Annotated in this window: 24 protein-coding genes; 12 read left to right on the forward strand and 12 right to left on the reverse strand. The window is 53.3% G+C overall.

What is annotated here, in order from left to right; genetic code table 11:
* Nucleotides 1–43: 43 nt before the first annotated feature.
* The 5 genes from dbpA to IE054_RS08105 form a co-directional block, all read right to left on the reverse strand.
* The gene (dbpA, locus tag IE054_RS08085; RefSeq protein ID WP_229805041.1) at nucleotides 44–1,420 is read right to left on the reverse strand and encodes an ATP-dependent RNA helicase DbpA; all 1,377 of its coding nucleotides are present in this window, start codon (nucleotides 1,418–1,420) and stop codon (nucleotides 44–46) included.
* A gap of 2 nt (nucleotides 1,421–1,422) precedes the next feature.
* Nucleotides 1,423–2,988 carry a substrate-binding periplasmic protein gene (locus IE054_RS08090; protein ID WP_189405163.1) on the reverse strand — a complete coding sequence of 522 codons (1,566 nt, stop codon included), beginning with the start codon at nucleotides 2,986–2,988 and terminating at the stop codon, nucleotides 1,423–1,425.
* Nucleotides 2,955–4,004: a dihydroorotase gene (gene pyrC / locus IE054_RS08095; protein WP_189405165.1), complete on the reverse strand. Its 1,050-nt coding sequence runs from the start codon at nucleotides 4,002–4,004 to the stop codon at nucleotides 2,955–2,957. Before pyrC ends, IE054_RS08090 begins: the two co-directional genes overlap by 34 nt.
* Before the next feature lie 86 nt (nucleotides 4,005–4,090).
* The gene (locus IE054_RS08100; RefSeq protein ID WP_189405167.1) at nucleotides 4,091–4,654 is read right to left on the reverse strand and encodes a PhnA domain-containing protein; all 564 of its coding nucleotides are present in this window, start codon (nucleotides 4,652–4,654) and stop codon (nucleotides 4,091–4,093) included.
* A gap of 71 nt (nucleotides 4,655–4,725) precedes the next feature.
* On the reverse strand, nucleotides 4,726–5,262 hold the full coding sequence (locus IE054_RS08105; RefSeq protein ID WP_189405169.1) for a lipocalin family protein: 537 nt from the start codon (nucleotides 5,260–5,262) through the stop codon (nucleotides 4,726–4,728).
* A 215-nt stretch (nucleotides 5,263–5,477) separates the two neighbouring features.
* On the opposite strand from IE054_RS08105, the gene IE054_RS08110 reads away from it, so the two are divergent.
* Both IE054_RS08110 and gloA2 read left to right on the forward strand, forming a co-directional pair.
* A complete protein-coding gene (locus IE054_RS08110) occupies nucleotides 5,478–6,428 on the forward strand; it encodes an aldo/keto reductase (RefSeq protein WP_189405171.1) in 951 nt (316 codons plus the stop codon).
* Entirely contained in the window at nucleotides 6,429–6,821 is a 393-nt protein-coding gene (gloA2, locus tag IE054_RS08115) for an SMU1112c/YaeR family gloxylase I-like metalloprotein (protein WP_189405173.1), read from the forward strand.
* A gap of 35 nt (nucleotides 6,822–6,856) precedes the next feature.
* Here gloA2 and IE054_RS08120 read toward each other — a convergent pair whose 3' ends face one another.
* Nucleotides 6,857–8,077 (reverse strand): MFS transporter, encoded by a 1,221-nt coding sequence (locus IE054_RS08120; RefSeq protein WP_189405773.1) that lies wholly within the window; start codon nucleotides 8,075–8,077, stop codon nucleotides 6,857–6,859.
* 276 nt (nucleotides 8,078–8,353) lie between these two features.
* Between IE054_RS08120 and IE054_RS08125 the strand changes: the two genes are divergently transcribed.
* Together IE054_RS08125 and IE054_RS08130 are read left to right on the forward strand one after the other, a co-directional pair.
* Complete coding sequence (locus IE054_RS08125; protein ID WP_189405175.1) at nucleotides 8,354–10,309, forward strand: amylosucrase; 1,956 nt, start codon at nucleotides 8,354–8,356, stop codon at nucleotides 10,307–10,309.
* Between the two features lie 206 nt (nucleotides 10,310–10,515).
* Nucleotides 10,516–10,716, forward strand: a complete 201-nt coding sequence (locus IE054_RS08130) for a hypothetical protein (protein WP_189405177.1) — start codon at nucleotides 10,516–10,518, stop codon at nucleotides 10,714–10,716.
* A gap of 20 nt (nucleotides 10,717–10,736) precedes the next feature.
* Here the strand turns inward: IE054_RS08130 and folE are convergent, their stop codons facing one another.
* The gene (gene folE / locus IE054_RS08135; RefSeq protein WP_189405179.1) at nucleotides 10,737–11,432 is read right to left on the reverse strand and encodes a GTP cyclohydrolase I FolE; all 696 of its coding nucleotides are present in this window, start codon (nucleotides 11,430–11,432) and stop codon (nucleotides 10,737–10,739) included.
* 163 nt (nucleotides 11,433–11,595) lie between these two features.
* Between folE and folM the strand changes: the two genes are divergently transcribed.
* The 3 genes from folM to IE054_RS08150 all read left to right on the forward strand — a co-directional run bounded on the left by folM (nucleotide 11,596) and on the right by IE054_RS08150 (nucleotide 14,348).
* The gene (gene folM / locus IE054_RS08140) at nucleotides 11,596–12,309 is read left to right on the forward strand and encodes a dihydromonapterin reductase (protein ID WP_189405181.1); all 714 of its coding nucleotides are present in this window, start codon (nucleotides 11,596–11,598) and stop codon (nucleotides 12,307–12,309) included.
* 85 nt (nucleotides 12,310–12,394) lie between these two features.
* Nucleotides 12,395–13,474, forward strand: coding sequence for an agmatine deiminase family protein (locus tag IE054_RS08145; protein WP_189405183.1), 1,080 nt, complete (start codon nucleotides 12,395–12,397; stop codon nucleotides 13,472–13,474).
* Nucleotides 13,455–14,348 (forward strand): carbon-nitrogen hydrolase, encoded by an 894-nt coding sequence (locus IE054_RS08150; protein ID WP_189405185.1) that lies wholly within the window; start codon nucleotides 13,455–13,457, stop codon nucleotides 14,346–14,348. The genes IE054_RS08145 and IE054_RS08150 overlap by 20 nt, the downstream gene beginning before the upstream one ends.
* A gap of 54 nt (nucleotides 14,349–14,402) precedes the next feature.
* Here the strand turns inward: IE054_RS08150 and IE054_RS08155 are convergent, their stop codons facing one another.
* Nucleotides 14,403–14,738: a hypothetical protein gene (locus IE054_RS08155; protein ID WP_189405187.1), complete on the reverse strand. Its 336-nt coding sequence runs from the start codon at nucleotides 14,736–14,738 to the stop codon at nucleotides 14,403–14,405.
* Between the two features lie 101 nt (nucleotides 14,739–14,839).
* Here IE054_RS08155 and IE054_RS08160 point away from each other — a divergent pair, with 101 nt between their 5' ends.
* Nucleotides 14,840–15,475: a hypothetical protein gene (locus IE054_RS08160; RefSeq protein ID WP_189405189.1), complete on the forward strand. Its 636-nt coding sequence runs from the start codon at nucleotides 14,840–14,842 to the stop codon at nucleotides 15,473–15,475.
* Between the two features lie 32 nt (nucleotides 15,476–15,507).
* Here IE054_RS08160 and pdeM read toward each other — a convergent pair whose 3' ends face one another.
* Together pdeM and IE054_RS08170 are read right to left on the reverse strand one after the other, a co-directional pair.
* Nucleotides 15,508–16,212, reverse strand: coding sequence for a ligase-associated DNA damage response endonuclease PdeM (pdeM, locus tag IE054_RS08165; protein ID WP_189405191.1), 705 nt, complete (start codon nucleotides 16,210–16,212; stop codon nucleotides 15,508–15,510).
* Nucleotides 16,199–18,664 carry a ligase-associated DNA damage response DEXH box helicase gene (locus tag IE054_RS08170; RefSeq protein WP_189405193.1) on the reverse strand — a complete coding sequence of 822 codons (2,466 nt, stop codon included), beginning with the start codon at nucleotides 18,662–18,664 and terminating at the stop codon, nucleotides 16,199–16,201. The genes pdeM and IE054_RS08170 overlap by 14 nt, the downstream gene beginning before the upstream one ends.
* Nucleotides 18,665–18,834: 170 nt before the next feature.
* On the opposite strand from IE054_RS08170, the gene IE054_RS08175 reads away from it, so the two are divergent.
* Together IE054_RS08175 and IE054_RS08180 are read left to right on the forward strand one after the other, a co-directional pair.
* Entirely contained in the window at nucleotides 18,835–19,842 is a 1,008-nt protein-coding gene (locus tag IE054_RS08175; protein ID WP_189405775.1) for a ligase-associated DNA damage response exonuclease, read from the forward strand.
* Nucleotides 19,842–21,440 carry a cisplatin damage response ATP-dependent DNA ligase gene (locus tag IE054_RS08180; protein WP_189405195.1) on the forward strand — a complete coding sequence of 533 codons (1,599 nt, stop codon included), beginning with the start codon at nucleotides 19,842–19,844 and terminating at the stop codon, nucleotides 21,438–21,440. The genes IE054_RS08175 and IE054_RS08180 overlap by 1 nt, the downstream gene beginning before the upstream one ends.
* A gap of 5 nt (nucleotides 21,441–21,445) precedes the next feature.
* On the opposite strand, the gene IE054_RS08185 is transcribed toward IE054_RS08180, so the two are convergent.
* Nucleotides 21,446–22,528: a helix-turn-helix domain-containing protein gene (locus tag IE054_RS08185; RefSeq protein ID WP_189405197.1), complete on the reverse strand. Its 1,083-nt coding sequence runs from the start codon at nucleotides 22,526–22,528 to the stop codon at nucleotides 21,446–21,448.
* Between the two features lie 84 nt (nucleotides 22,529–22,612).
* On the opposite strand from IE054_RS08185, the gene IE054_RS08190 reads away from it, so the two are divergent.
* Nucleotides 22,613–23,557: a DUF2306 domain-containing protein gene (locus IE054_RS08190; RefSeq protein WP_229805042.1), complete on the forward strand. Its 945-nt coding sequence runs from the start codon at nucleotides 22,613–22,615 to the stop codon at nucleotides 23,555–23,557.
* Nucleotides 23,558–23,601: 44 nt separating this feature from the next.
* Here the strand turns inward: IE054_RS08190 and IE054_RS08195 are convergent, their stop codons facing one another.
* Complete coding sequence (locus IE054_RS08195) at nucleotides 23,602–24,567, reverse strand: carbohydrate kinase family protein (protein ID WP_189405199.1); 966 nt, start codon at nucleotides 24,565–24,567, stop codon at nucleotides 23,602–23,604.
* Between the two features lie 400 nt (nucleotides 24,568–24,967).
* Between IE054_RS08195 and IE054_RS08200 the strand changes: the two genes are divergently transcribed.
* On the forward strand, nucleotides 24,968–25,744 hold the full coding sequence (locus IE054_RS08200; protein WP_189405201.1) for a hypothetical protein: 777 nt from the start codon (nucleotides 24,968–24,970) through the stop codon (nucleotides 25,742–25,744).
* Nucleotide 25,745 lies beyond the last annotated feature (1 nt).

Here is a 25,745-nt window from a genome sequence, read left to right on the forward strand (position 1 = left end):
GTTGTTTATGTGTTTACTGCGCTATCAAACACGGCCAGCGTGGCTATGCCAGCTTCCGGGCCCGTACCTTTTTGCCTTTAATTTTACCTTCCCGAAACTGAGCCATTGCCCGTTTAACGCTTCTGGTTTTTACCGCCACGAAGCTCTGACTGTTGCGCACCGCGATTTTACCGATATCATCCCCGGGAATACCGGCTTCCTGGGTTAACGCTCCCAATATATCGCCGGGCCGCAGCTTCTGCTTTTTACCCGCCCCCAGCATGATCGCGGTATAGTCGGGCATGACAATTCGGTTTTTATGAAAGCGTAATGCTTGCGCGCCTTTTACCGGAATGTCCCGTTTCAGCCGCTCTGCAAGTTGCTCAATGCGTAACAAATCGTCATCGACAATCAGTGAGACTGCCTGTCCGGTTTCACCGGCCCGGGCGGTGCGCCCGACGCGATGCGTGTGGGTGTCCATGTCTTCACTTAAGGTGTAATTGATAACGCAGTCAACACTGCTGATATCCAGTCCCCGGGCCGCGACATCGGTCGCGACCAGTACCTGTAGCGCGCCCAGTTCAAACTGCATCAGTACCGCATTGCGTGCATGCTGCTCCATATCGCCCTGCAGCCCTGCCGCTACAAAGCCCTCCTGCGTTAACGAGGCAACCACCTCGACAACCTGCTGACGGGTGTTACAAAATACCATCGCGGTGCTCGGTTTATAATGGGTGAGTACGGCCTTTAGCGACTGTTCGCGGGTATGGCTAAGAACATGGTAGGCCACTTCGCTGATCGCCGGCGGCGCCGATGATTCCGTGACACTGATCACTTCCGGGTCGAGCTGATAGCGATGGGCCAGTTTTGCCAGTGGCTCGGGGAAGGTCGCTGAAAAAAATAAACTTTGAGCGTCATTCGGCGTGGCTGCAAAAATCGCGTCGACACTGTCGATAAAACCCATATCCAGCATGCGGTCGGCTTCATCAAGCACACGGGTAGTAACCTGACTGAGATCCAGGCGTCGTTTCTCAAGGTGCTCAGCCAGTCTGCCCGGTGTACCTACAACAATATGACACCCGTGTTTAAGCGACTGAATGTCGGGCCCCATTGGCTGACCTCCGCATAAAGTCAGCACCTTAATATTCGGGATATGACTGGCCACCATCCGGCATTGCTCGGCCACCTGTGCCGCCAGCTCGCGCGTCGGGCATAGAATAACGGCCTGCGGACGCCGTAGCGACGGATTAAGCTTGTTTACAATGGGCAGTGCAAAGCACAGCGTTTTACCACTGCCGGTCTGTGCCATACCCTGAATATCCCTGCCGGTAAGAGCGTGCTCCAGACTGGCTTGCTGAATAGGTGACGGCGCAGTGATGCCATTGCGGCTCAGGGCCTCAATGACCGCGCTATCAAGTGGTAAAGAAGAAAAAGACTGCATGGTTATTCCTGTTCACTCCATAGCTGGATCACGCCGTCCTTCATGTGGTGAGATCCGCCAACAACATTATTAAGTTTCTTGCCCCAGGCCTCTGCCCAGCGCGTAAATTCCGGAGCCTGTTTTACTTTTACAGAAGCAGCCTTGAGGCGCTCAACCAGCGCTGGCTCAGTCTGCGCTTTCGAAAGAACGAGATAGGTAGTAATCAGGCGATAAGTCGCCGCTAGACGGATCCCCTCGCAGGCAGCAACAAGCGCCTGGCAGGCACTATCTACCGCCCCTCTGGAACCAAACAAATAATCAACATCGCCCTCCAGTAAAGCGGTTGTAGCCGCTTCCCAGGTATCAAACTCATGCACCTCAAATCCTGCTTCACGCGCTATCTGTTCGCGATAGTCGTTGGTAAGTACAGCGACTGCTCGCTTAACTGGCACGTCCTTAAAGCTGTCAAACCGTTGCCCGCTAAGGCTGTAGAGCCCATGCATATTGCGGGTAATGGGTGTTATCCAGTGATACTGAGATTCACGCTCTGCGGTTCTTGCGACCGAAAATGCCATGACATTCGGCTTGAGTGATTCTTTGGCAATGCGATCCCAGGGGGCAGAAAGAACCGGCGTATCCAGCCCGGCCTCATCCAGTATGGCCCTGACTAATTCAACTGCATACCCTGTGACGTCGCCTTCGCTGTTACGTTCACTGAAAAAGGGGACCTGGTCTGCCATGACCCATAAGTCTTCAGCATTAAGTCGCAACGGCCCGCTAAAACTCACTATCCCTTCACTCTCACTCGCCTCCACTCCCAGCGCAGATAGTCTGGGCAGTGTCGTATTCACCAGGTTGCGAAACTTTTCAGACTGTTTGAACGTTATGGCCGCCTGTGACAGCCGCGCTGCAAGATCAGCCAACGCTGGTGTGCGGGGCAGTACCAGGTAACTGTAGGTCATGTCAAGCTTCATAACCGGGACAAGATCATCACAATTCATCTTTGCGGTTTTGCACCGAATGGACATACCAATATCTGAAAATAAAAGGCCGTCTACACGGCCTTTCTGCACCGCTTCAATGGCCTGCGTCCAGTTATTGACTTCCATCAGGTTTTCCACCCCATGGTCGCGCAACAGGGATGTCCGGTAATCACCACGGCGCACTGCGGCGCTACTGACATTTGAAAAGGAGGGAGAACTGGTGTTTGCAAGCGGGTGACTTTGCTTTACATAAAACGTGACCCGGTTTGCAGATACAGGGGTTATCCAGTAGAAATCTTCTTCTCTTTCAGGTAGCCGGACTACGGCTGAAGCCAGCACCTCTTCCTCTCGCCGAAGGTTTGCCAGCATCCGGGCAAAGGGCACGGCTTCAACACTCGCATCCATGCCAGCCTCAGCCAGAATACCTTTGCTGAGGCTGACCGAGTAGCCAGAAACGTGACTTGCGTTCACTTCGCTGAAGACCGGCATCGGTGACACCATTACCTTCACCGTTGCCGCAGCACTCGTCGCTATTAGCAGGCACGCTGCAAGCAGTGTCCCCGTCAGCCACTTCATGGGGTATCGAAAGCGCTCTGCAGTTTCCATTGCAGGGTATTCCCTGCAAAGAAAGGTACCATATCCGTACCGTCCGCCAGCGTCACTTTCTCCGGTACCTGCCAGGCCGTTCTCTGTAGCGTAATCGTGGTAGTATTGCGTTCAAGTCCGTAAAAGTCGGCGCCATTTTCACTGGCAAACGCTTCCAGCTTATCCAGCACGCCCAGCTCATCGAAAACCTGTGCATACAGTTCAATTGCACTCCATGCACTGTAGCAGCCTGCACAACCACAGGCATTTTCCTTCTTGTGACGCGGATGGGGCGCTGAATCTGTGCCTAAGAAAAATTGCTTATTGCCACTGACCACTACATCACGTAGCGCCTGCTGATGGGTATTGCGCTTTAATACTGGCAAACAATAGTTGTGTGGACGTACCCCGCCCACCAGTAAATCATTGCGGTTAAGCAATAAATGTTGCGGCGTAATAGTAGCGGCGACATTGCTTCCACCGGCTTTAACAAAGTCTGCCGCATCGGCGGTGGTAATGTGTTCAAACACCACCTTAAGGGTTGGAAAAGCGGCCACGATAGGTGCCATATGGGTATCAATAAACGCTTTTTCGCGGTCAAAAATATCAATATGACTGTCTGTCACCTCACCGTGAATAAGCAATAAAACGCCTTCACGCTGCATAGTCTCAAAGACCGGATAAAGCGCCTCAATACCTGACACGGCGGCATCTGAGTTCGTTGTCGCACCGGCAGGATAAAGCTTACAGGCAACAACACCACGCGCTTTAGCGTCGACGATATCCTGTGGCGTTGTCTGATTTGTCAGGTACAGGGTCATCAGCGGCTCAAAGGTACTCCCCTGTGGCCGGGCATCCAGAATGCGCTGGCGATATGCCATCGCCTGATCAGCATTGGTTACCGGCGGCACCAGATTAGGCATGGCAATCGCACGGGCAAAACAACGTGCAGTTGCAGGAACAGTTTCGGGCAGCATATCGTCATCACGAAAGTGCAGGTGCCAGTCATCCGGGGTACGCAAGGTCAGTGTCTGCATAAGCTAATGGTATCCAACTACGTTTGTCATAAAAATACCCGAAGTATACCACTTTACGCTGGTGAAAATGAGCATGTGTAAACTGATCAGACTTTTTTGGTATAGCCGGCAATGATCACAATGTGCGTCCCGTTAACCTTGCCTTCGATATGGTCCGGATTTTGGGTGAGGCTGATGTTTCTTACCATGGTACCGCGCTTCGCGGTAAAGCCCGCACCTTTAACCGGGAGGTCTTTGACCAGGTGCACCGTGTCACCGGCGTTAAGAACCGTACCGTTGCTGTCAGTGGTTGAGGGCATGTCAGCATCAGCAAGGCCGGCCTCTGCCCAGACTCTGACATCGTCTTGCAGATAGGCAATGTCGATGAGATCCTGAGCCCAGGCTTCACTGTTGAGCTGTTGTAACATTCGCCACGCGACGACCTGAACACCCGGCACCGTCGACCAGATGGCATCACTCAGACAGCGCCAGTGATTCATATCCGGTGCCTGATCGCCACTCAGCTGAATCTGGCAGGTTTCACACAAGGCCAGTGTACTGCCGGCATCCTGCACGGGCGAATCAGGGATTGCATACAACGACAGTGGCAACTGACTCTGACATAATTCACACTGCCCTTCGGCGCGCTCACGCACAGCTTGCTCAATCACAACGAATTCCCCTAGCCAAAAAAGCGCGAGTATAGCACAGCAACGCCGCGTGCAGCGCCACTAAGTTGCGATCAGTGAGTCACATAAATCAGGTCGTCAACCGGATATCCCGCACTCTTTGCCTGTGCAAGCAGGGCATTGAGGGTCCGTTCCTGCATCGTGGGTGTTCGCGACAGGATCCACAGGTAATCTCGATTGGGGCCGGTCACCATAGCGTACTGATAATCCTGCTTGTCCAGCGCCATGACCACATAACTGGCGTAAAACGGACCAAAAAAAGAGACTTTAAGGTGCCCCACATCCGCACTGTCTACGAAGAATGCTTTACCCTCTGCTGTCTCCCATTCCCCTTCGCTGTCGTTATATCCCCGGTTTACGACATTAATACCGCCGCCTTCACGCAGCGAGTAAGTGGCCGTGATCTGCGAAAGCCCGCGTTCAAAGCTATGATCAAGGCGGGCAATCTCATACCACTTTCCAAGATACCGGTTCAGGTCGAAGTTGGTCACCGGTTTAATATTATCAGGCGTGCTGGTACAACCCACCAGCATAGCCAGTGCAAACAACCAGACTAATGTCAGCGTAGTGGAAGGTGTTTTTACTCTCATACAATCTCCGGCTCTGGAAAATGGCTACGTTTCACCAGCAGTAAAGCACCATTGCTATTTGCCTGCAGGATCTGCTGTGTGACTTCACACGACAGACTCGCTGAGCGCTGGCTCACCGGTTTGCATTTTTCTCACAAGAGTACCGGGAATACCAGCCTGCGACATGCTACACTGCCGCGCTACGCGATAGTTGTTATAAAGGCAAAGGGGATCACATGCAAAACTATTTTCCAGCTTCCAGCCCGCTTGTTTATGGTTGTATGGGACTAGGAGGAAGCTGGGACGAAAGCCCGCTGTCAGCGTCCCATGTCAGTCAGGCCCGCTCAATCATCGAAACCGCTCTTCAGGCTGGCATTACTGTTTTTGACCATGCGGATATTTATACGCTTGGCAAAGCAGAATCGGTTTTTGGCGAGGTTCTGAAAGCGGACCCTTCGCTCAGAGACGCTATGATCATTCAGTCTAAGTGCGCGATACGCTTCGCCGATGCCCATGGACCTAAACGTTACGATTTCTCTGCCGGCTGGATCAAACATTCAGTTGAGGGCAGTCTTCGCCGCCTGGCCATCGAACAACTGGACATTTTATTTCTGCATCGTCCCGACCCGCTGATGCAACTTGAAGAAGTAGCAGGAACCCTGGCTGACTTGCAGTCTGAAGGCAAGATTAAGCATGTGGGTGTGTCCAACATGCACGGCCATCAGCTTGCTTATTTACAGTCGGCGCTGGCTACCCCAATCATTGCCAATCAGTTAGAGATGAGCCTGGCATTCCGCGACTGGATAGAAGATGGTATTACCACCCACAGTCCGCATAACCGCAACATGGGGTATGCGTCAGGCACCCTCGAATACTGCATGCAGAATAATGTGCAGCTACAGGCGTGGGGCAGCCTTGCCCAGGGACGCTATACCGGCGGGCAGCCAACCTCTGATGCAGACCGGGCAACTCAGCAACGGGTTAAACAACTGGCCGCAGACTATGGGGTCAGCGCAGAAGCGATTGTCCTTGCCTGGTTGCGCAGACACCCTGCCAATATTCAGCCGGTCGTTGGCACCACAACGCCATCACGGCTTACCGCCTGTTGTGAAGCAACCGGTATTTCGCTGTCCCGTGAACACTGGTATGAACTGCTGGAATGTGCCCGCGGTCAGGAAGTACCATAAATGGCATTACTCGACGGCATCCACCATGTGGCAATTATCTGTAGTGATTATGCGCGCAGTAAAGCGTTTTATACCGAGGTGCTGGCGTTGCCCGTTATCGATGAGAACTACCGGGCAGCGCGTAACTCCTATAAATGCGATATTGGTTTACCGGATGGCAGCCAGCTGGAATTATTTTCGTTTGATGGTGCGCCGCCCAGGCCCTCACGGCCAGAGGCGCAGGGCCTGCGTCATCTGGCATTCCGGGTCAGCGATTTAACGGCGGTTATCGATGCCCTGTCGGCAAAAGGCGTGGCGTGTGAACCGGTACGCACTGATCCCTATACGCAGCGGCGTTTTACCTTTTTTGCCGACCCCGACGGCTTGCCTCTGGAGCTTTACGAGCAGCCTTAGCGCCGGGGCCGGGTGGGGTTGTAGCAACGAGATGCTCAGGCGTCTTTGTATTCCTGCGCTTCAATCTCCCGCAGACGTACCGCTGTGGGGTCTGCCAGATAGTTGTACACCAAGCCGGCAAACAGTAATGCGGCAAAGACGGTGGCCACTATAAAGCCATATTTTGCGTCACCGCCCATTGCGTCACTCACCAGCCCCATAATAAGGGGGCCTGCCGCCGCGCCAGCGGCCGTAAAAAACAGGATCACGCCGGCAATGCTGCCGTGCTGATGCTTGGGAAAACAACTTATTCCCTTGGAGTTAAACGTAGGATAGATGACCGACATAAAAATGCCCGACAGCGGGAACAGATACAACGCCAGATGTTTGCCCCCCGCAAGACCCGCAAAAAAGCACACGACAATTGCACCGCTAAACAGCATCAGTACCAAAGCCCAGTTGAAGTGCGCCATCATCCATATACCGACAAAACGACCCGCTGCACGCAACACAAAAAATGCCGTGACCGAATAAATTGCCAGCGTCTGCGCCATACCACTGCTGTAACAGTCGTAGGTAGCACGCAAACTGGTTGCATCGCATACCAGATAGCTTGGCATCCAGACGTAAATGGCACTTTCCGCGGCAACATAAAGAAACGCGCCGACTGAGAATCCCAGTGCATAGGGATTTTTTACCAGCTTCAGACTTTGTAGCAGTGAAACGCTTTCTGCTTCGTCAGCGTGGGTCCGCATATAGCGCGGATAGCGCACCCACAGTGCGATCACTATAAGCAGCGTGCAGACCCCACCGGCAATGACATAAAGCCACTGCCACGCCACCCCTTGATTGATCAGGTATGCGACAATCAGCGGGCCAATGATGGCGCCTACCCCGAAAAAGGCCTCTGCGCCATTCATGGTGGACGTGTGTTGACGGGTAGAGGTGGATATATCGCCAATCAGCGCCAGCGCACCGGTTTTAAATATACCAACAGCAATGCCTGATAAGGTCATTAAACTGACGATAAACACAAAGTCGTTGGCAACCAGAAAGCTATAGCAAGCCAGTCCGAATACCGCCAGACCAAGAATAATGGTTGGCTTTCGGCCCATCTTATCGGCCAGAAAGCCCAGAAACAGGCCCGACATAGCAATACCCAGCATGGGCAGCGAATGCATCAGACTGGCCTGCGCATTGGTTACCGAAAAGGCGACTTTCACTTCCTTGATGATTTCGCCTACCGAGTCTGACGTCATCGCGAACATCATAAACATCAGATAGGTCAGCCACCGGATAATTCTGTTGTTAGTTGTTGTTTCTGTCATAGTTCTGACCCTGTGCCTGTTGCACGAGAATGCGCAACGTCTGTTAATCAAGCCTGCCACTTTGCAGGGTTTGTCCGCACTCCGACAAAAATTGAAATTCTATTTGGCGGAAATCACTTAATCGTTTAAGATAAAATAATTAACAGAAATTAAATATCCTGTAAACCTTTTATGTTGACGTGGCTGCCTTCGGCGCAGCCACCGACAAACGGAACGGAGAGAACCATGGCCTATTCCGCTGACAGTGCACAGTGCCTATCACGCATACTATCAAGTCTGGATTTGAGCGACCTGACTAAGAAGGATGCTCAGTTATTTGAGGCGCGTCTGAGGCAGCATTTTGATGGACTGTTTAAACGATTCGTTGAGGTTTACGGGCATCAGTACGACTGCTACTGGCATTTACAGGAACTTGTCCGCACCCTTAAAGAGGGAACAAAAAACCGTAAGGCCTCACTCAAGAAGCAGGATAAGCAGAAGCAGGCCAATACTCTGTGGTACCGGGACGAGGAGCATGTGGGTATGGCCTGTTATGTCGATCTGATGGGACCCACCCTGAAAGACCTGCACAACAAAATCCCTTATTTTAAGGCGCTGGGCATTACTTACCTGCACCTGATGCCACTGTATGACTCCCCCGAGGGCGACAGCGACGGCGGGTACGCGGTTTCTGATTACCGCAAGGTTAATCCCACACTGGGAACCATGAGCGATCTGAAAAAGCTGGCCGAAGCACTAGAGAAAGCCGGCATTAATCTGATCCTCGACTTTGTGTTCAACCACACCTCTGACGAACACGCATGGGCAAAGGCCGCACTGGCAGGCGACAAAACCTATCAGGACTATTACTACATGTTTGATGACCGCACGCAGCCTGATCAGTACGAACAGACGCTGCGTGAAATCTTTCCGCAAGTGCGGCGCGGCAGCTTTACGTTCAACGACACCCTGAATAAGTGGGTGTGGACCACGTTTAACAGCTTTCAGTGGGACCTGAATTATTCCAACCCGGCCGTATTTAATGCAATCACCTCTGAAATGCTGTTTCTGGCCAATATTGGCTGCGCGGGGCTGCGTCTTGATGCCCTGGCCTTTATCTGGAAAGAAGTCGGCACCAGTTGTGAGAGCCAGCCCAAAGCGCATACCTTAATTCAGGCGTTTAATTGCTGCCTGCAGATTGTTGCACCGGCCGTGGTATTTAAATCAGAAGCGATTGTGCATCCCGACGAAGTTCTGGAGTACGTACATAAAGATGAGTGTCAGCTGTCTTACAACCCGCTGTTAATGGCCCTGCTGTGGAACAGCCTGGCAACACGGAAGACCCGGCTGCTGACTGCTTCTATGCAAAAAAGCTTCGCCATCCCTAAAGACACAACCTGGGTAAACTATGTTCGCAGCCATGATGATATTGGCTGGACGTTCGATGATGGTATGGCCGAGCAACTGGGTATTAACCCCTTTGATCACCGCTTCTTTCTCAATCAGTTTTTTACAGGTCGCTTTGAAGGCAGCTTTGCTAACGGCGTACCGTTTGCTGAGAACCCGTCTAACGGCGATTGCCGGGTATGTGGCTCGCTGGCGTCGCTGTGTGGTCTGGAGCAGGCACTTAGCCAGCAGGATAATGCAGCGATAGACGATGCCATTGCGCGTATCCTGCTACTGTATGGCATTTCCTTCAGTATTGGCGGAATACCGCTTATCTACTCCGGAGATGAGCTGGCCATGCTCAATGACTACCGTTACCAGGATGATCCAAGCAAGCGTCATGATGACCGCTGGGTTCATCGCATTGCGGTCACTGACGCGGACATTGATCACGTGCTCTCAGCCCCGGCGCCCGATGAAACGTTGCAACAGCAGGTACAGCGCCGTGTATTTACTGCCATGCAGTCGATGCTAAACGTGCGCCGTGCGCACCCTGTGTTTGGCATTGCCCAAACCCGAATTCTGCACACCGGCAATGATCACTGTTTTGCGTTTGTGCGTGAACACGAAAATGGTCAGATGCTGCTGGTAACCTGTAACTTCAGCGATACCATTCAGCAATGCGATGGCAGCGTACTAAACGCTGTGCAGCATAACGCCTGTGATGATTTACTCAGTGACGCAACGTTGAACGGGCAGGAGCAATTCATCACCCTTCGCCCCTTGCAGCAGGCCTGGTGGCTGGTGGCGGGTTGATCGGTAGCTGGGCGGGACATCGCTGATACTGACGTGCCATAAGAACTTTTTTGCTTTATTTTACGTTGAGTTACCGGTGAATTAAGTAAACAGAGCGTCATCTTCAGACAGCTTGACTATACTCAATAGCGAACTACAGACAGCGCAATCAGCGCATCGACGTTTAACACCATGGACTGGTGTATTATTAGCATTGAAGGATAGTGATGGACGTTTCTGATCAGCTTGAGTATCTCTGCCCACATTGTGGCAGCCTGAACCAGCTTGTTGGTGTTATTGATATGTACCGCGAGCAAACCGCGTTTTGTCAGCATTGTCGGACGAAACTTGAAATCGTCCCCGCCAATGGGCTGGATAAAATAATAAACCTGATTGTGACGGTGGCAGAAGATACGCCAGTGCGCTGAACAACACACTGGCAAAAGCTTTACCCTTTCTGGGCAGCGAAGAACTCCCGGCGTAGCTCTTTATCCTGCAGAAACTGTCCGCCCAGCGCCGAGGTGCGGGTGTACGAGTTGGTATCCCGAATGCCTCGCGCTTTCACACAATAGTGTGTTGCATTAATCGTCACTGCGACATCGTCTGTACCTGACAAGGTCTGAATTGCCACCATGACCTGCTGGGTCAGGCGCTCCTGAACCTGGGGTCGCTGTGCAAAGAAACCGACCAGCCGGTTAAGCTTGGATAATCCGAGCACCGTTTGCTTAGGAATATATGACACACTGACCGTACCATCGATGGTCACAAAGTGATGCTCACAAGTGCTGGTCAGGCTGATATCAGAAACCTGCACAGGCTGCGACAGCTGCATCTTATTTTCGATCTGCGTAATTTTGGGAAAGTTGCGGTAATCAAGCCCGGAAAACAGCTCGTTCACATACATTTTCGCAATGCGGGCAGGTGTATCCATCAGGCTGTCATCTGCCAGATCAAGTCCTAGCGTAGTAATAATATCACGCATTGAGGCTTCAATTCGGGTACGCTTTTGTTCATCGGACAGCCCGGTATCCACCATTGGCGTTTCAAGGCCACTGGCTTCCAGCGCATTTCTGACCATCATCGCTTCATTTGAAATCGCCTGATCAAGTGCATTGCGTACAAGTACTGCTTCTTTTGCTAACATTGGGTAATTCCCGTAACTTCTACGTATTTTTTGCTCTTATACGCGTAATAACGGCGTATAAGATTAATCCTGTCATGCCCGCTGGCATTAATTAAATTTAAGTAATGCCAGATAACATGCCGACAAGGCGCAAACGCTGACAATTAGCTATCAGGAGTCTGACTTGCCGTACCCTATTTTTATCACCGGTGCCACGCAACGACTGGGTCTGGCCATCGCCCGCGACCTGCTTTCACAGGACACCCCGGTTATTTTCACCTATCGCACCCCTAAACCCAGTGTAGACGAGCTTGTCCATAAAGGCGCCATTGCGGTGAAGGCGGATTTTAGCACTCAGGCGGCTATTGATCGAGCAATCCTTGAGGTTAAGGCAGCTTGCGACGGACTGCGCGCGATCATCCACAATGCGTCTGACTGGGCTCCGGAAACCACCGATGAGTCAGACGGTGCGCGAATAGCCCGCATGATGGCAGTACATGCCAGTGCGCCCTACTGCATAAATAAAGCGCTTGCGTCATACCTTAGCAAGACTGAAGGCATTGCCGATATTATTCACATGACCGATTTAGTGCAGGAGACCGGCAGCGAGAAACACCTTGCCTATGCGGCCAGCAAAGCTGCACTGCATAACCTGACCTTGTCCTTCTCCCGCGCACTGGCGCCGGAAATTAAAGTGAACAGTATCGCGCCATCACTGCTGATGTTTAACGAGGGTGACGATGAAGCATACCGTGAGCGCGCCAGCGCCAAATTTCTTTTACCGCCAGCACCCGGTGCGCACGAAGCTGTGAATGCCGTCAACTTTGTCTTAGGCAGTGACTATATGACAGGCCAGACAATACACTTAAACGGTGGCCGGCCACTGAAGAACTGTTAGCGGTGCTTTTGAACCGTCGTCACTGACAGTTGTCACAGAATACCGCATGGCTATAATCAGCGTTTTTACCGGATGAGTATTACCTATGCACGCGACCCGCGCCCTGTTGCCTGAGTGGACATCCCTTGATGCCATTATGCTGGCCTGGCCCCATATCGAAACCGACTGGTCGCCCTGGCTTGAGGCGGCGCGCAACACTTATGTTAATGTCATTGCTGCGATTAACCGTTATCACGCAGGCGTTATCCTGTTGTGTGCGCCACAGGATATTCAGGATGTGAAAAGCCGTCTGGCCGACAATGCCCGGGTGCTAATCGTACCGGCCTCATACAACGACACCTGGGTACGGGATTACGGCTTTCTTACCTGCGGTGCGCCCAATAGCGATGACACAGAATGCGTACCGGTTGAGTTCAGGTTTAATGGCTGGGGTGAGAAGTTCGATGCCACCCAGGACAATATGGCAAACCAGCGGTATTTCAGCCAGCTGTGTCAGGCGCCGATGCACTCGAGTCCCGTCGTAATGGAAGGCGGCGCATTGGAAATTGATGAAAATGGGCACCTGATCACCACATCGCAATGTCTGTTAAACCCGAAACGTAATGGCGCTATGTCACTGGAACGCTACGCAGCGACGCTTCGTGAAATGCTCGGCTGCAAGCAGGTCACTGTGCTGACTAACGGACATCTGGAGGGCGATGATACCGACGGCCACATTGATACGCTGGTACGCTTTACACCGAATCGGGGGCTGGTCATCCAGGCCGCCGACAACCGGCCGGATGACAGCCATCACCCCGGACTAACGGCATTATGTGAGGAGTGTTCAGCGCACTTCCCGGAGCACCAGCAGTTTCGACTACCGCTGCCACAGATGTACAATGAGGAGGGCGAGCGATTACCCGCCTCGTATGCAAACTTTTTAATCTGCAACCGCGCAGTACTGTTACCCGTGTACGGGCAACCGGAAGACAGCCTCGCCATCGACGTGATCCAGCGTGCTTTTCCTGATCACATCGTAGAGCCGATTGACTGCTCGGTACTGGTCAGGCAATTTGGCAGCCTGCACTGTATTTCAATGCAGGTACCGGTCAACACCCTGAAACCCGAAATCGTAAGCGCATTACAGCAAGGAGTGACATTTTATGACATCCAGCACGATTAAGGTCGGCGTCGTACAGCAGGCTGTCGCAGACAACGACAAAGCGACAAACTGGGAAAACAGTGCCAGACGGGTTGCCGAACTGGCTTCACAGGGGTGCGAGTGTATCCTGTTACAGGAGCTGCACAGCACGCTGTACTTTTGTCAGAACGAAGATACGGATGCCTTTGATCTGGCAGAACCTATTCCGGGTCCGGCCACCGAGTTTTTTGGTGCGCTGGCTGAAAAGCACAACATCGTGCTGGTGACCTCATTATTTGAAAAGCGCGGCTCCGGGCTGTACCACAATACCGCCGTGGTGTTTGACCGCAGCCGTGAAATAGCGGGTAAGTACCGCAAAATGCACATTCCTGATGACCCCGGATTTTACGAAAAATTCTACTTCACACCGGGCGATACTGGCTTTACGCCTATCGACACCAGTATCGGCAAACTGGGCGTGCTGGTGTGCTGGGATCAGTGGTACCCCGAAGCCGCCAGACTGATGGCAATGGCAGGCGCAGACTTACTGTTTTACCCCACTGCCATTGGCTGGGATGTGAATGACAGCGATGAGGAGCAGGCGCGTCAGTTCGGTGCCTGGCAAACCATTCAGCGCGGCCATGCTGTTGCCAACTCGGTACCGGTAATTGTTGCCAACCGCACCGGCTTTGAAGTGTCTCCCACGCCTAACGACCCGGGCATTCAGTTTTGGGGGCAAAGCTTTATTGCCGGTCCTCAGGGCGAAATTCTGGCGCAGGCCGACAGTGACCAGGAACAGAACCTGTGTGTCGAGCTGGACATGACCCGTACTGAAAAGATTAAACGTATCTGGCCGTATTTCCGCGACCGCCGTATCGATGCGTATGATGATCTGACCCGACGCTGGCGGGACTAATTAGGTAGTCAGGCAGCGGGCGGTTGCAAATGGGCATAACCCGGTTGCCTGACCCTACGCTACCGCCAGCCGTCGTGCCCAGTTCCCCTGATTTTCTGCCTCACAGGCTTCTTCTGTATCGAAGGCGATCTGCCTGTCACGGTCTGACAGCCTGACATTGATGGACAGTAACGCTTCATACACACTGTTGCGCATAGCCTGCGTGTCTGCCTGCTCCAGATTTGCCTGCGTATCAAACACACAGATAATTAGCAGCGACTGAGGAAAGCGCCGGTAATTCACCACATGGGTTAGCCAAACAAAGCCGTTGTGAGTTTCCAGCGCGGCCTCACAGGCATCGGTCAGGGCCGAGCTGATGGCATTATCCATTTTTTTATCGGATTTTTTCATTCATTCCCCCTCGCCACATTCAGGGTCGATAAATAGTTCATCATGGTACATCTCATGCTTTATTCCGGTTCATTGTTTCTCAGAAAGGCTCTCATAACGCCATGATCATATCCAATCAGACGAGTTTACTGGATTACCTGAATAACCCTGAGTCAGCGCAAAACACACTCAGTGAACTGGCAAATTCGCCTGGCAAAGCGCAGCTCGCGCAGGAAACCAAAGCTTTAACCGAGCCTGCCAGTGAGGCGGGGATCCAGGACATGCTCGAAAAAATTGAAGCCGGAGACAGCAGCGTGTCACTGACCACCATCGGCAATATGCTGGAGCATTATAAGTCAAAGGTCTCCGCTGACCTGCAAGACATTGCCGCTAACCTGAACGCGCCGGTTGCTTTTGAGAGGCAGGATGACCGCTGGGTAGTCACGCAGCCTGAAGGACAGCGCGAGGATAAGACTCTGTCTCGTATGCAGCAGTATCTGGATAAAGATACGCGTCTGACACAACGATTAAGTCAGATTAACCAGCTGGCAGAAATGCATGAGCTGGGGCAGGCCAGAGAGCACGCCAATACCCTAAAAGCGCAGGGTGTTGAGGATGACGCAATTGTGGATTTTCTTAGCAACGCCCGCCAGCAAATCTTCGCTGAGGACAGCCTGACGTTCACCGGTAACACACTAACAGCAAACGCCGAACAAACCGCACAAACCCTGTTTGATGCGATTAGTACGTCGTCCTGACAATGAGGCCCTCTATCTTCTCACGGCTTACGTTATGTGACCGCCACGACCCGCTCATCATATAGCATATAACACTGACGCTGACGTTCGGGGGCAAGGGCGAGCAACGCCTCATCATTGACATCGAGCCCCCCGGTGTACTGGCCGAAGGCGGGCATAATCAGCATATGCGGCGTCACCACAAAACACTTGCCACGGTAGCGGCGCCGCGAGACCACCTGCCGGCATTTCGGATGGTAATGGCCAATCACCTGATACGTGGCCGTGTCGTCGGGTTCGTGGGTGAATGTAACGGTCTTGTGGGTGACGGTTGTCACAGCCTCGCCTGGCAACTCAGTCGGAATATCGGGATCGTGGTTTCCTTCCACCCAATACCACTGACGCACGGTGGCCACCAGTGTCGCCAGCGCCTGCTGATCATCGGTCGTCATGCGGGGCAGGCTTTGCGCGTCATGAAAGCTGTCACCCAGGCTTATTACGGTCGCGGGCCGGTACGCATCAATTACTTCATCTAACCGTGACAGTGTTGCCCGGGTGTCCAGTGCAGGCAAAGGATTTCCCTTGCTATGCAGGTAGCTGCCTTTCTCAAAGTGCAGATCAGAGACCACCAGCGCGTCTTTTTCGGGCAGGTAGGCAACACCGCGGGCATCGAGCAGCCAGGCCATGCCGGCGAAGCGCACCAGTGTTCCCTGGCGGTTGCGTAATACGTTGGATATCCACTGTTCAGTCACCGCCACTTAAGTATGCCCTCACCTCATCCAGCATGGATTCTGCCTCTTCATAAAGGGTTGCCTGCTCAAGCAGAGCATGCGCCCCCGCCCCTTTTACCTGTTCACTGCGCACATCAAGTACAATGGGAATGGCCATCGGCGAGACTTTCTTCAGGCTGACAAGATGCGCCTTGTCGACAAAACGAATCAGCAGATCAGCCAGCCGCCGCAAATCCAGTAATTCGCGCTCGGCGTCAGCACGCGCCACTGCCAGTAGCACATGGTCCGGATCGTGCTCGCGCAGCGTATCGTAAATTAAGTCAGTGGAGAAGGTCACCTGCTTCATGGTTTTCTGACTGCTGTGATAGCGCTGTTCGGTCAGCCCGCTGACAACCGCGACCTGCCGAAAGGAGCGCTTTAGCATGGGCGCCTGCAGCATCCAGTCTTCCAGTTCATCACCAAGAATATCAGGCTGGAACAGCGCAGCCAGCTGGCTATCGTTAATGCTGTTCACGGCGCAAACCGACAAGCCGTAGTCGGTAACACTGAAACTGAGCGGTTTGATCCCCATTTTTTCCATGCGCCGGGTTAGCAGCATGCCCAAAGTCTGATTCGCCTTTCGCCCTTCAAACGTGTAATACAGGGTATGGTAGGCCTTGCGGTACGGAAACTGTTCCACCAGCACTTCGCCGGGCTGGGGGATACGTGAAAACGCTGCCTGCAAGTCCAGCCACTCCTGCACCTGCGCAGGCAAGGCCTGCCAGCGCTGGGGCGCGGCCAGCATATCGCGTACCCCATCGGCCAGAAAAGTAGACAGCGGCATCTGGCCGCCCACATAACTGGGGATTTTAGGCTCTTTGCCTTTGCCCGGACGGGCATGTAGCTGCATATCCCGGATGGCATCGAAAACGAGTACCTCTCCGGCAAACAGAAACGAGTCACCGGGGGTGAGCTGACTGGCAAAGTATTCTTCGACCTCGCCAATAATCTTGCCCTGATTGCCACGCCGGATCCGCTTTACCTTCAGCCTGCCGGCTTCCACGATGGTACCGATATTCTGACGATGACGCTGAATGACCCGGCGATCGGCCGGCTTAAAGGTGCCGTCCGGTTTTTTACTCAGTCGCTGATAACGATCATAGGCCGCCAGCGCATTACCACCGTTTGCGGTGAACGTCCACAGCTTGTTGAAATCAGCGCGGTCTGTGCCCTGATACGGCGCGGCATCCAGCACTTGCTGGTAAATCGCCTCCGGTGAGGCGGCGGCGCTGCACAGACAGTTAAGAATAAACTGAGGCAGAATATCCAGCGCGCCAGGCATTGGCTTGTCACCATCCAGTGAACCGGCCGCTATAGCATCGATAGCGGCCTGACATTCTAAGGCTTCGAATCGGTTTGCCGGTACCAGCAGCGCATCGCTGGGCTCGTCAAAGCGGTGATTGGCCCGGCCAATACGCTGTAACAGCCGACTCACGCCTTTAGGCGCACCTACCTGTATCACCTTGTCCACACTGCCCCAGTCAATACCAAGTTCCAGCGCTGACGTGCACACAATGGCCCGCAGCAGACCACTGGCCATCATGTCCTCAGTCTTGCGGCGCTGCTCTTTACTCAGTGAGCCGTGATACAGCGCGATGGGAAGCCCTTCGCGGTTTGCTTCCCACAGCATCTGAAACATCAGCTCAGACTGAGCCCGGGTGTTAACAAACACCAGCGTGGTTCTGGCCTGACAGATGACCTGATAGATCTCGTCGATAGCATAACGCGCCATAAAACCGCCAAACGGCATGCGATTGTCAGACTTCAGCATGGTTATCTGCGGTTTCACTGCCTCCGGCACATGGCAGATGTCAGCAGGCTGTCCGCTTCTGCCAAGCCAGGCAGCAACGCTGTCGGGGTGGGCTACCGTCGCCGATAAACCAATTCGCTGATGGGCCGGCGCTAAGTGCTTCAGTCTGGCCATTGCCAGGGTCAGGAAATCCCCGCGCTTGCTGGCAATCAGGCTGTGCGTTTCATCCACAATTACCCGTTTTACCCTGCCGAAAATTGCCGGGGCATCGGCATAACTTAGCATCAGCATCAGCGATTCCGGGGTGGTCAGCAGCAGGTTGGGCGGTTTTTTACGCTGTCGCTGACGTTTGTGTGAGGGCGTATCACCGGTGCGGGTTTCAGCCGTTATATCAAGCTGCATTTGCGCAATAGGCTCAAGCAGATTGCGGTGAATGTCCTGGGTCAACGCTTTTAGCGGGGAAATATACAGCGTATGCAGACCATCCTGCGGCGCCTCATGAAGATCCAGCAACGAGGGTAAGAAGCCCGACAGGGTTTTACCGGCCCCGGTCGGCGCAATCAGCAAAATATCCTTATCCTCTGCGGCTCGCGCCAGCATATCAAACTGATAATCGCGTACCTGCCAGCCTTTTTCTTCAAACCAGTTCGCGAACGTCGCTGGCAGTTTTACGTGAGAAGCCGTCGTCATACATTACAGATCGTTAATAAAGAAGTGCCGGGTAACGGCAACCATTCCTGATATTACCCCGTATACCCGCTACGAAGCATTACGAATGCTGCACTGTGGCGGTGTAGTTACAGAGTTAGTGATAAACATTGTCAAAGACAGGAGAGATTACGTTGCATCCCCGTCAGTGGATGACTGTCCACCAAAAAGGCCTTTATTGTGCACCTGCCGACTGCTACATCGACCCCATGGAAAAGGTCGATACGGCCATCATCACGCATGGTCATGCCGACCATGCGCGGCCGGGCCACAAGCGGGTTATCGCCAGCGCGCCAACGCTGGATATTATGCGCACCCGCTATGGCAATGATATGGCAAGGCAGACGATTGCGCTGGCCAGCGGCCATGTTAAGGCGCTGGGGGATGCTGGCGATCCGGTTTACCTTAGTCTGGTGCCTGCCGGCCATATATTAGGCTCCTGTCAGGCGGTGCTAAGTTATCGCGATCAGCGACTGGTGATTTCGGGCGACTACAAACGCCGTCCCGATCCAACCTGCCCGCCTTTTGAAGTGACGCCCTGCGACGTGTTTATCACCGAGGCCACCTTTGGCTTGCCGGTATTTAAGCACCCGCCAATTGAGCGCGAAATTGCCAAACTGCTTAACTCGCTTGCCGTGTTCCCCCATCGCTGCCATCTGGTGGGCACCTATGCATTGGGCAAGTGTCAGCGTGTGCTCCTGGCATTACGGGAAGCCGGTTATACCAAGCCTGTCTACCTGCACGGCGCCCTGCTGCGGTTATGCAGTCTGTATCAGCGGTATGGCATTGAGCTTGGCGAACTGGTAGCCGTCAGTGATGTAGACGATAAGTCGACACTGGCCGGGGAGATCGTGCTTGCCCCACCTTCCGCGCTGGCCGATCGCTGGTCACGCTCACTACCAGAGGTACGCACGGTGATGGCGTCGGGCTGGATGCAGATCCGGGCCCGGGCCCGGCAGCGCAAAGCGGAGCTACCGCTGATCATCTCTGATCACTGCGACTGGCCGGAACTGATCAGTACCTTGCGTGACGTGTCACCCCAGGAAGTCTGGGTGACCCACGGACGTGAAGACGCGCTGGTCTACCAGGCACGGACAATGGGATTTAAAGCACAGGCATTGTCGCTGATTGGCTATGAGAACGAAGATGAGAGCGGTTAATGAACGCATTCAGTGACCTGCTTGAACAACTGTATTTTACCGGCAGCACCAATACCAAGGCAGCCATCCTAAAGCATTACATCGCCACCACGCCCGACCCGGACCGCGGCTGGGCCATCGCCGCGATTGCCGGCACACTTCGCTTCGACTTTTTTAAGCGCAATACTGTGAAAAAGCTGATGCTGGAACGGGTCGACGAGGCCTTGTTCGCCATGAGTTATGACTACGTAGGAGAGATGAGTGAGACCGTCGCCCATCTTTGGCCTGAACCGGCAACAGCACAGTCTGCCGCTTTGCCAAGCCTGAGCGAGGTGGTGGAGACCTTTCGTAGTGCAAAACGCAACGAAGTAAGCGGTCACTTACAACGTTACCTCGATATGATGACGGCTGCCCAGCGCTGGGCGCTGATAAAGCTTGGCACACGGGGCCTTCGCATTGGTATGTCGGCGCGCTCGGTGAAACAGGTGCTGGCCGAGTACGGGGACAAAGACATCCAGGAAATTGAAGCATTATGGCACGCCATGATGCCGCCCTATACGACGTTGCTGGCCTACCTGGAGGGGCGGGCCGATAAGCCGGATATTTCAGACAGTGTCACCTTTCATCCGGTTATGCTGGCGCATCCCATTGACGACCGTGTGCTGGATAACTGGCAACCGGCCGACTGGCAGGTAGAGCACAAGTTTGACGGGATCCGTGTGCAACTGGTAGTCACCGCCAAAGGCAAGGCGCTGTTTTCGCGCACCGGCGATGATATCAGCCACGCCTTTCCTGATTTAACCGACAGCGTTGACCGTCACATGGTCGTAGACGGCGAATTGCTTGTCATTCACGGCGACAAACAGGGTATGCCGCAGGTGGATACCTTCAACGCATTGCAACAGCGCCTGAATAAGAAAAAACCGGCGCCATCGCTAATAAAGTCACTGCCGGCCGGCATGATCGTCTATGACGCCATGAGCCTGGATGGGCAGTCCCTCACTGAGCTGCCCTTAAGTCAGCGGCGCACCAGGCTCGAAAAGTGGTTTTCCAGCGTCGCACTTCCGCGCCTGTACTTATCCCGTACGTTACAGGCAGACAGCACGGCAGCGCTGCGTCAGTTACATGAGCATGCCTCACAGGATCTGGCGGTAGAAGGGTTGATGATAAAACGCAAAGCCGGGCAGTACATCCCTGGCAGACCTAAGGGCGAATGGTATAAGTGGAAACGCGACCCGTTGTATGTGGATGCGGTGGTAATGTATGCGCAGCGTGGTCACGGCAACCGCTCCAGTTATTATTCTGACTTTACCTTTGGTGCCTGGCAGGGCGATACACTGCTGCCCATTGGCAAGGCCTACTCCGGGTTTACAGATGAAGAACTGAAAAAGCTGGATAACTGGGTCCGGCGCCATGCTATTGGCCGCTTTGGGCCAGTACGGGAAGTCGAAAAAGCGCTGGTGGTGGAAGTCGCCTTTGATGCCGTGCACCCGTCAAAGCGCCATAAATCAGGCGTTGCGCTGCGCTTCCCGCGCATTCACAGGATCCGCTGGGATAAGCCAGCGGCCGAGGCCGATACCCTCGATATTGTGAAGTCACTGATTGAACGCGCTGAATAGCCTGTTTACGCCAGTGACGTGGATTGCGCACTGTGCGCATTACGGTAGGCGCCAGGCGAACACCCCTCAGCGGCTTTAAACGCGCGGTTAAAAGACGACAACGAGGAGAAGCCACTTTCCAGTCCAGTCACCAGGATTGACCAGTGCGCACTCTGCGTCGAGGTTAACAGACGTTTCGCATGTGCGATCCGATACTGATTCACCAGCTGACTAAAGTTATCCGCATCAAACGAATAGCGGATAGCGCGGCTCACCTTATATTCAGATACCCCCAGCGCGTTGGCAATATCAATCATTTTCAGGTTCGCTGTCAGGTAAAGCTGGCGGGCCTCAAACAGCATTTTCATGTCGCTGGCAAGTGCTGCTTCAGCCTCACCTGCTGTTTTATTGCCTGACGAAGCCTGTGGTTCGGTAAGCTTGTTTTGCTGAGACATGGCACGCCGCTTAAGTATAAGCAACGCCTGTGTGGTAAACAGGATAAGTAGCGCAGAAAAGGCCACAAAATAAGGGTAGGCGGCAGCGCGAACTGTCAGATCGCTGAACAGACTAATCACCACGCTGCACAGAACTACACCTGACATGAACGCGGAGGCAAACATATAGCGCTGCCAGGGTAGCAATATCGACTGTCGTGCTTGTGGTCTTATTGCTTCCCAGAAGGTCAGCAACAGTATGGTCGATGACAGCAACTGAGTGATTTCGCCCAGACCACTGCTAAAAAGCATTACGGCAGCCGATGGCAATAACCCGGTAGCCGAGGCAAAGTGCAGGCCCTGATTGAGCATGACCAGCAGAGCAATGACCACTGCAATGCCAATGTGCCGTGCCTGAATGGCATTCTTTTCTCTGAACAACGCACGGGCCACCAGCCAAATCACATTGCAGGTCGCACAGGTACCAAGCCCTATAAGATACTGGTACGGGCCAGCGAGGTCTGCGCTGAGCGCTTTGACCGATACCATCGCCAGTGAGCCACAGAAAATTGCGAAGACAATGTTCTCAGCGGTTTTCTGTTTAACCAGCAGCTGAGCAAGCATCAGAGCGATACTGCTGACAAGCAACACAATATACGCGGCGCTGACTTCCATAGATAATCCCGTCAATGATCTTACACAAGTTTACGATACTGTCCTGAACGCTGCCCGCATCAATTGTTAGCGAATGTGAACCACATGCACACTAAAGGTAGTCACATTCTGAATTTGCGCAGTATTTACGCCGCTGACGGTCCATTATCCGGCTATCTTTTGCACATACCGGGCACAACAATGACTACGTTTTTTTCTTTTTTACACCCTGTACAACTGACTGCAAGTCTGGCCTCAGCCTCGCTGACACGCGGCCTGCTCACAAGCTGGGTAACCGCCGTTCTGATAGGACAATGGCTGTTCGCGGCTTACATCACCGTGCAGTTTGCCGCCCCCTGGGCAACCGGCGCACTGTCTGAAAGCACCTTCTCCCATATGATAAAAGGCCATGTGGCGGGCGATAATATCGGCAACGCGGTTCTGTTGCTGCATATTTTGCCGGTCATGCTGATAAGTATGAGTGGGGTGTTACAACTGATCCCTTATCTGCGTCAGCACTTTCCCCGCTTTCATCGTCTCAATGGCCGTTTATTCCTGACACTGGGACTGTGCGGTGCACTGACAGGGCTCTGGCTTACCTGGGGCCGGGACACCCGGCTGAGTAATATAGGCGCAATAGGAATTACGCTGAACGGCCTGCTGATACCCATTGCCGTGGCCGCCGCCTGGTACTATGCGCGAAAGCGTGATTTTAAACAGCACAGCCGGTTTGCCATCCACGCGTTTATCCTTATCAATGGGGTCTGGTCATTCCGGCTTATGCTGATGGGCTGGTATATGGTTAATCAGGGGCCAAACGGCAACAACGCAACAATTGACGGTCCGGCCGATTTGTTTATGTCGTTCGCGTGTTACCTGCTGCCCATGGCCATTGCCGAAGTGTACTTCTGGTCTCAGCGTCACCCGCGCTGCGCCATTACCGTTATCAGTAACAGCGCATTACTGATCACAGCGGGTATGACCGCCGTGGGTGTTTTCGCAGCGGGCGTAATGATGTGGTGGCCACGCATCGCCGCCGGTGCATTGTAACCGCAGGGGCTCAGTGGTGCGCACCTTTTCACTTTTTCACCTTATCAGTCGCTGACATCGCGGGCTGACGGTAACGCGGTAAACGCTCCATACTGGCTGACCGTGTGCGCGCCGCAACGCGCAGCAAATGACACAGCAGCTTCAAGCGCTGCCGGGTTACTCACCCACTCATCAAAACCGCCGGCGTCCTTAAGCTGGCGGGTCACAGAGTACAACAGGCCACCGATGAACGAATCGCCGGCGGCCGTGGTGTCTTTCACGCTTGCGTCTGGCGGCGTAACGCTCACCTGCCCGTTGGCGGTATAGCAGCGCACTGCTTTACCGCCGTCAGTCAGTAAAATTAGCTTTACGCCACTGTCCAGCCAGTGCTTGATGCACTGCGTCGTTTTGTTCTGACCATACAGGGCATCCAGCTCTTCCTGGCTGGCCTTGATAATACTGACCTGGCTTGCCACGTTATCAATCATACCCGGCGCATCATCAAGTGAGGCCCAGAATGCAGGACGAAAGTTGATATCCAGGCTGGACAGCGCACCAGCTTTGCCTACTTTGTCTAATAACAGTGCAGTACCTTCACGTAGCCGCGGGGTTGCCAGAGAACCGGAACAGAAATGGACAATATCGTCATCCTGAATAACAACATCAGCGAAAGCCGCTTTGTCCAGCCAGGTATGGGCGGCATTTTCCAGGTAAAAGTCGAACGACCGCTCGCCGTCTTTATCCAGACTGACAAACGCCAGTGCTGTTTTTGCCACCTCAAGCTGCACTACCGCCTCCACGCCAACCTGATAATGACGTAGCATACTAATCAGATAATCGCCGAACACATCACTGCCGACCCTTGAGATCATACTGCTCTGGCCACCCAGCTTCGCTACCGCAACGGCCACATTGGCAGGCGCACCACCCGCATGAGGCTGAAACGGAGACATCATGGGCGGCGTACCTGCAATGCTGTCCCGCTGCGCTAACATATCAATCAATACTTCACCGACACTGATTACTTTCATTACGGTCCTTTTTGAGGTCGCTTTTATCACCCTGACAGTATTGTAGGAGCACAAGTCGAGGTCAACTTAATTGATTAAGATATGCTGACGTCACCCTGATTTTATGTTCTTCAGACGTTGTAACAACAATGCACAAATTGCCCCTTATGCAGGCAAACAGCACGCTATACAACCGCTTTAAAAGGTCCCGGCGATCATCGCCATACCCTTAATGCAATGTTCACACTAATTTACGAGCTTTAGACCAAATTCATATATGTATAGGTAGAGGTGAAATTACAAGACTAAGCTGTTAAGCGACAGATACGCAGCAGGTTCTTTAATAACAAGTGATAGTTAACTTGGTTGGTGAGGTTTTTGGGATGCGTCTGGTTGTACAACAACTAACGAGGATATAACAATGAACAAACTGACAAGAGGTATTGCTTTAACAACAGGATTGCTGTTTCTCGGCCTGTGGTCGGCAACGGTTGCCGCCGACCAGCATAAAGCAAAAGGTGCTCAGCAGGAAATGCTGGCAGAGATGTGGGTCATGGTGCCCAAAAAAGGCAAAATGAGTGAGCTTGAGCAGGCCATGCAAGAGCACCTTAAATTCCGTCGCTCAAAGCAGGATCCCCGTGAGTGGCGCTTTTACTCACCGGTACTGGGTAGCAAACTGGAGCGCATTGGTGTGCGCGCAGGAGGCTTTACCTGGAAAGACATGGACAGCTATCGTGACTGGAGCATGGAAAACGGTGTCAGCAAACACTTTCAGGAAACAGCCGGAGAGTACTTAGATCACTATCATCACTATCTGTCGGTGGAGGACTACGCCAATAGCCACTGGGAACCGGATGTGGAATACCGGTATGTGGGCGTTACCAGCTACACACCTAAAATGGGGCACCGTCAGGCCATCGAGAAAGATAAAAAGATGCTGGCTGATGCTGCGAAGGCACAGAAGTGGCCATATCACTGGGCATTCTCCAATGAGGTCGGAGGCCGCGGCGAAATGACGTTGGCGGTGCCATACAAAAACTGGGGAGCCATGGCGCCGCCTGAAGAGAAATTTCCTGCGTTACTCACCAAACATATGGGGAGCGAAGAAAAAGCGATGGAGTTAATGGAGCGCTGGTCCAGCCACTTTGAAGATATTCACTACAATATCTGGGCGCTAAGAGACGATCTGATGGAGTAAC

The organism is Alteromonas halophila (assembly GCF_014651815.1).
In the GTDB taxonomy this organism is placed as follows: Bacteria; Pseudomonadota; Gammaproteobacteria; order Enterobacterales; family Alteromonadaceae; genus Alteromonas; species Alteromonas halophila.

Bases quoted from the DNA above. Each gene is read 5' to 3' on its own strand.
- IE054_RS08180 (WP_189405195.1), top strand. From the start codon at position 19,842: ATGAACGCATTCAGTGACCTGCTTGAACAACTGTATTTTACCGGCAGC.
- IE054_RS08090 (WP_189405163.1), bottom strand. From the start codon at position 2,988: ATGGAAACTGCAGAGCGCTTTCGATACCCCATGAAGTGGCTGACGGGG.
- gloA2 (WP_189405173.1), top strand. From the start codon at position 6,429: ATGGCATTACTCGACGGCATCCACCATGTGGCAATTATCTGTAGTGAT.
- folE (WP_189405179.1), bottom strand. From the start codon at position 11,432: ATGTTAGCAAAAGAAGCAGTACTTGTACGCAATGCACTTGATCAGGCG.
- IE054_RS08110 (WP_189405171.1), top strand. From the start codon at position 5,478: ATGCAAAACTATTTTCCAGCTTCCAGCCCGCTTGTTTATGGTTGTATG.
- IE054_RS08155 (WP_189405187.1), bottom strand. From the start codon at position 14,738: ATGAAAAAATCCGATAAAAAAATGGATAATGCCATCAGCTCGGCCCTG.
- IE054_RS08125 (WP_189405175.1), top strand. From the start codon at position 8,354: ATGGCCTATTCCGCTGACAGTGCACAGTGCCTATCACGCATACTATCA.
- IE054_RS08160 (WP_189405189.1), top strand. From the start codon at position 14,840: ATGATCATATCCAATCAGACGAGTTTACTGGATTACCTGAATAACCCT.
- IE054_RS08170 (WP_189405193.1), bottom strand. From the start codon at position 18,664: ATGACGACGGCTTCTCACGTAAAACTGCCAGCGACGTTCGCGAACTGG.
- IE054_RS08130 (WP_189405177.1), top strand. From the start codon at position 10,516: ATGGACGTTTCTGATCAGCTTGAGTATCTCTGCCCACATTGTGGCAGC.
- IE054_RS08190 (WP_229805042.1), top strand. From the start codon at position 22,613: ATGCACACTAAAGGTAGTCACATTCTGAATTTGCGCAGTATTTACGCC.
- IE054_RS08175 (WP_189405775.1), top strand. From the start codon at position 18,835: ATGACTGTCCACCAAAAAGGCCTTTATTGTGCACCTGCCGACTGCTAC.
- IE054_RS08185 (WP_189405197.1), bottom strand. From the start codon at position 22,528: ATGGAAGTCAGCGCCGCGTATATTGTGTTGCTTGTCAGCAGTATCGCT.
- pyrC (WP_189405165.1), bottom strand. From the start codon at position 4,004: ATGCAGACACTGACCTTGCGTACCCCGGATGACTGGCACCTGCACTTT.
- IE054_RS08200 (WP_189405201.1), top strand. From the start codon at position 24,968: ATGAACAAACTGACAAGAGGTATTGCTTTAACAACAGGATTGCTGTTT.
- IE054_RS08105 (WP_189405169.1), bottom strand. From the start codon at position 5,262: ATGAGAGTAAAAACACCTTCCACTACGCTGACATTAGTCTGGTTGTTT.
- IE054_RS08120 (WP_189405773.1), bottom strand. From the start codon at position 8,077: ATGTTTATGATGTTCGCGATGACGTCAGACTCGGTAGGCGAAATCATC.
- dbpA (WP_229805041.1), bottom strand. From the start codon at position 1,420: ATGCAGTCTTTTTCTTCTTTACCACTTGATAGCGCGGTCATTGAGGCC.
- IE054_RS08145 (WP_189405183.1), top strand. From the start codon at position 12,395: ATGCACGCGACCCGCGCCCTGTTGCCTGAGTGGACATCCCTTGATGCC.
- IE054_RS08195 (WP_189405199.1), bottom strand. From the start codon at position 24,567: ATGAAAGTAATCAGTGTCGGTGAAGTATTGATTGATATGTTAGCGCAG.
- IE054_RS08150 (WP_189405185.1), top strand. From the start codon at position 13,455: ATGACATCCAGCACGATTAAGGTCGGCGTCGTACAGCAGGCTGTCGCA.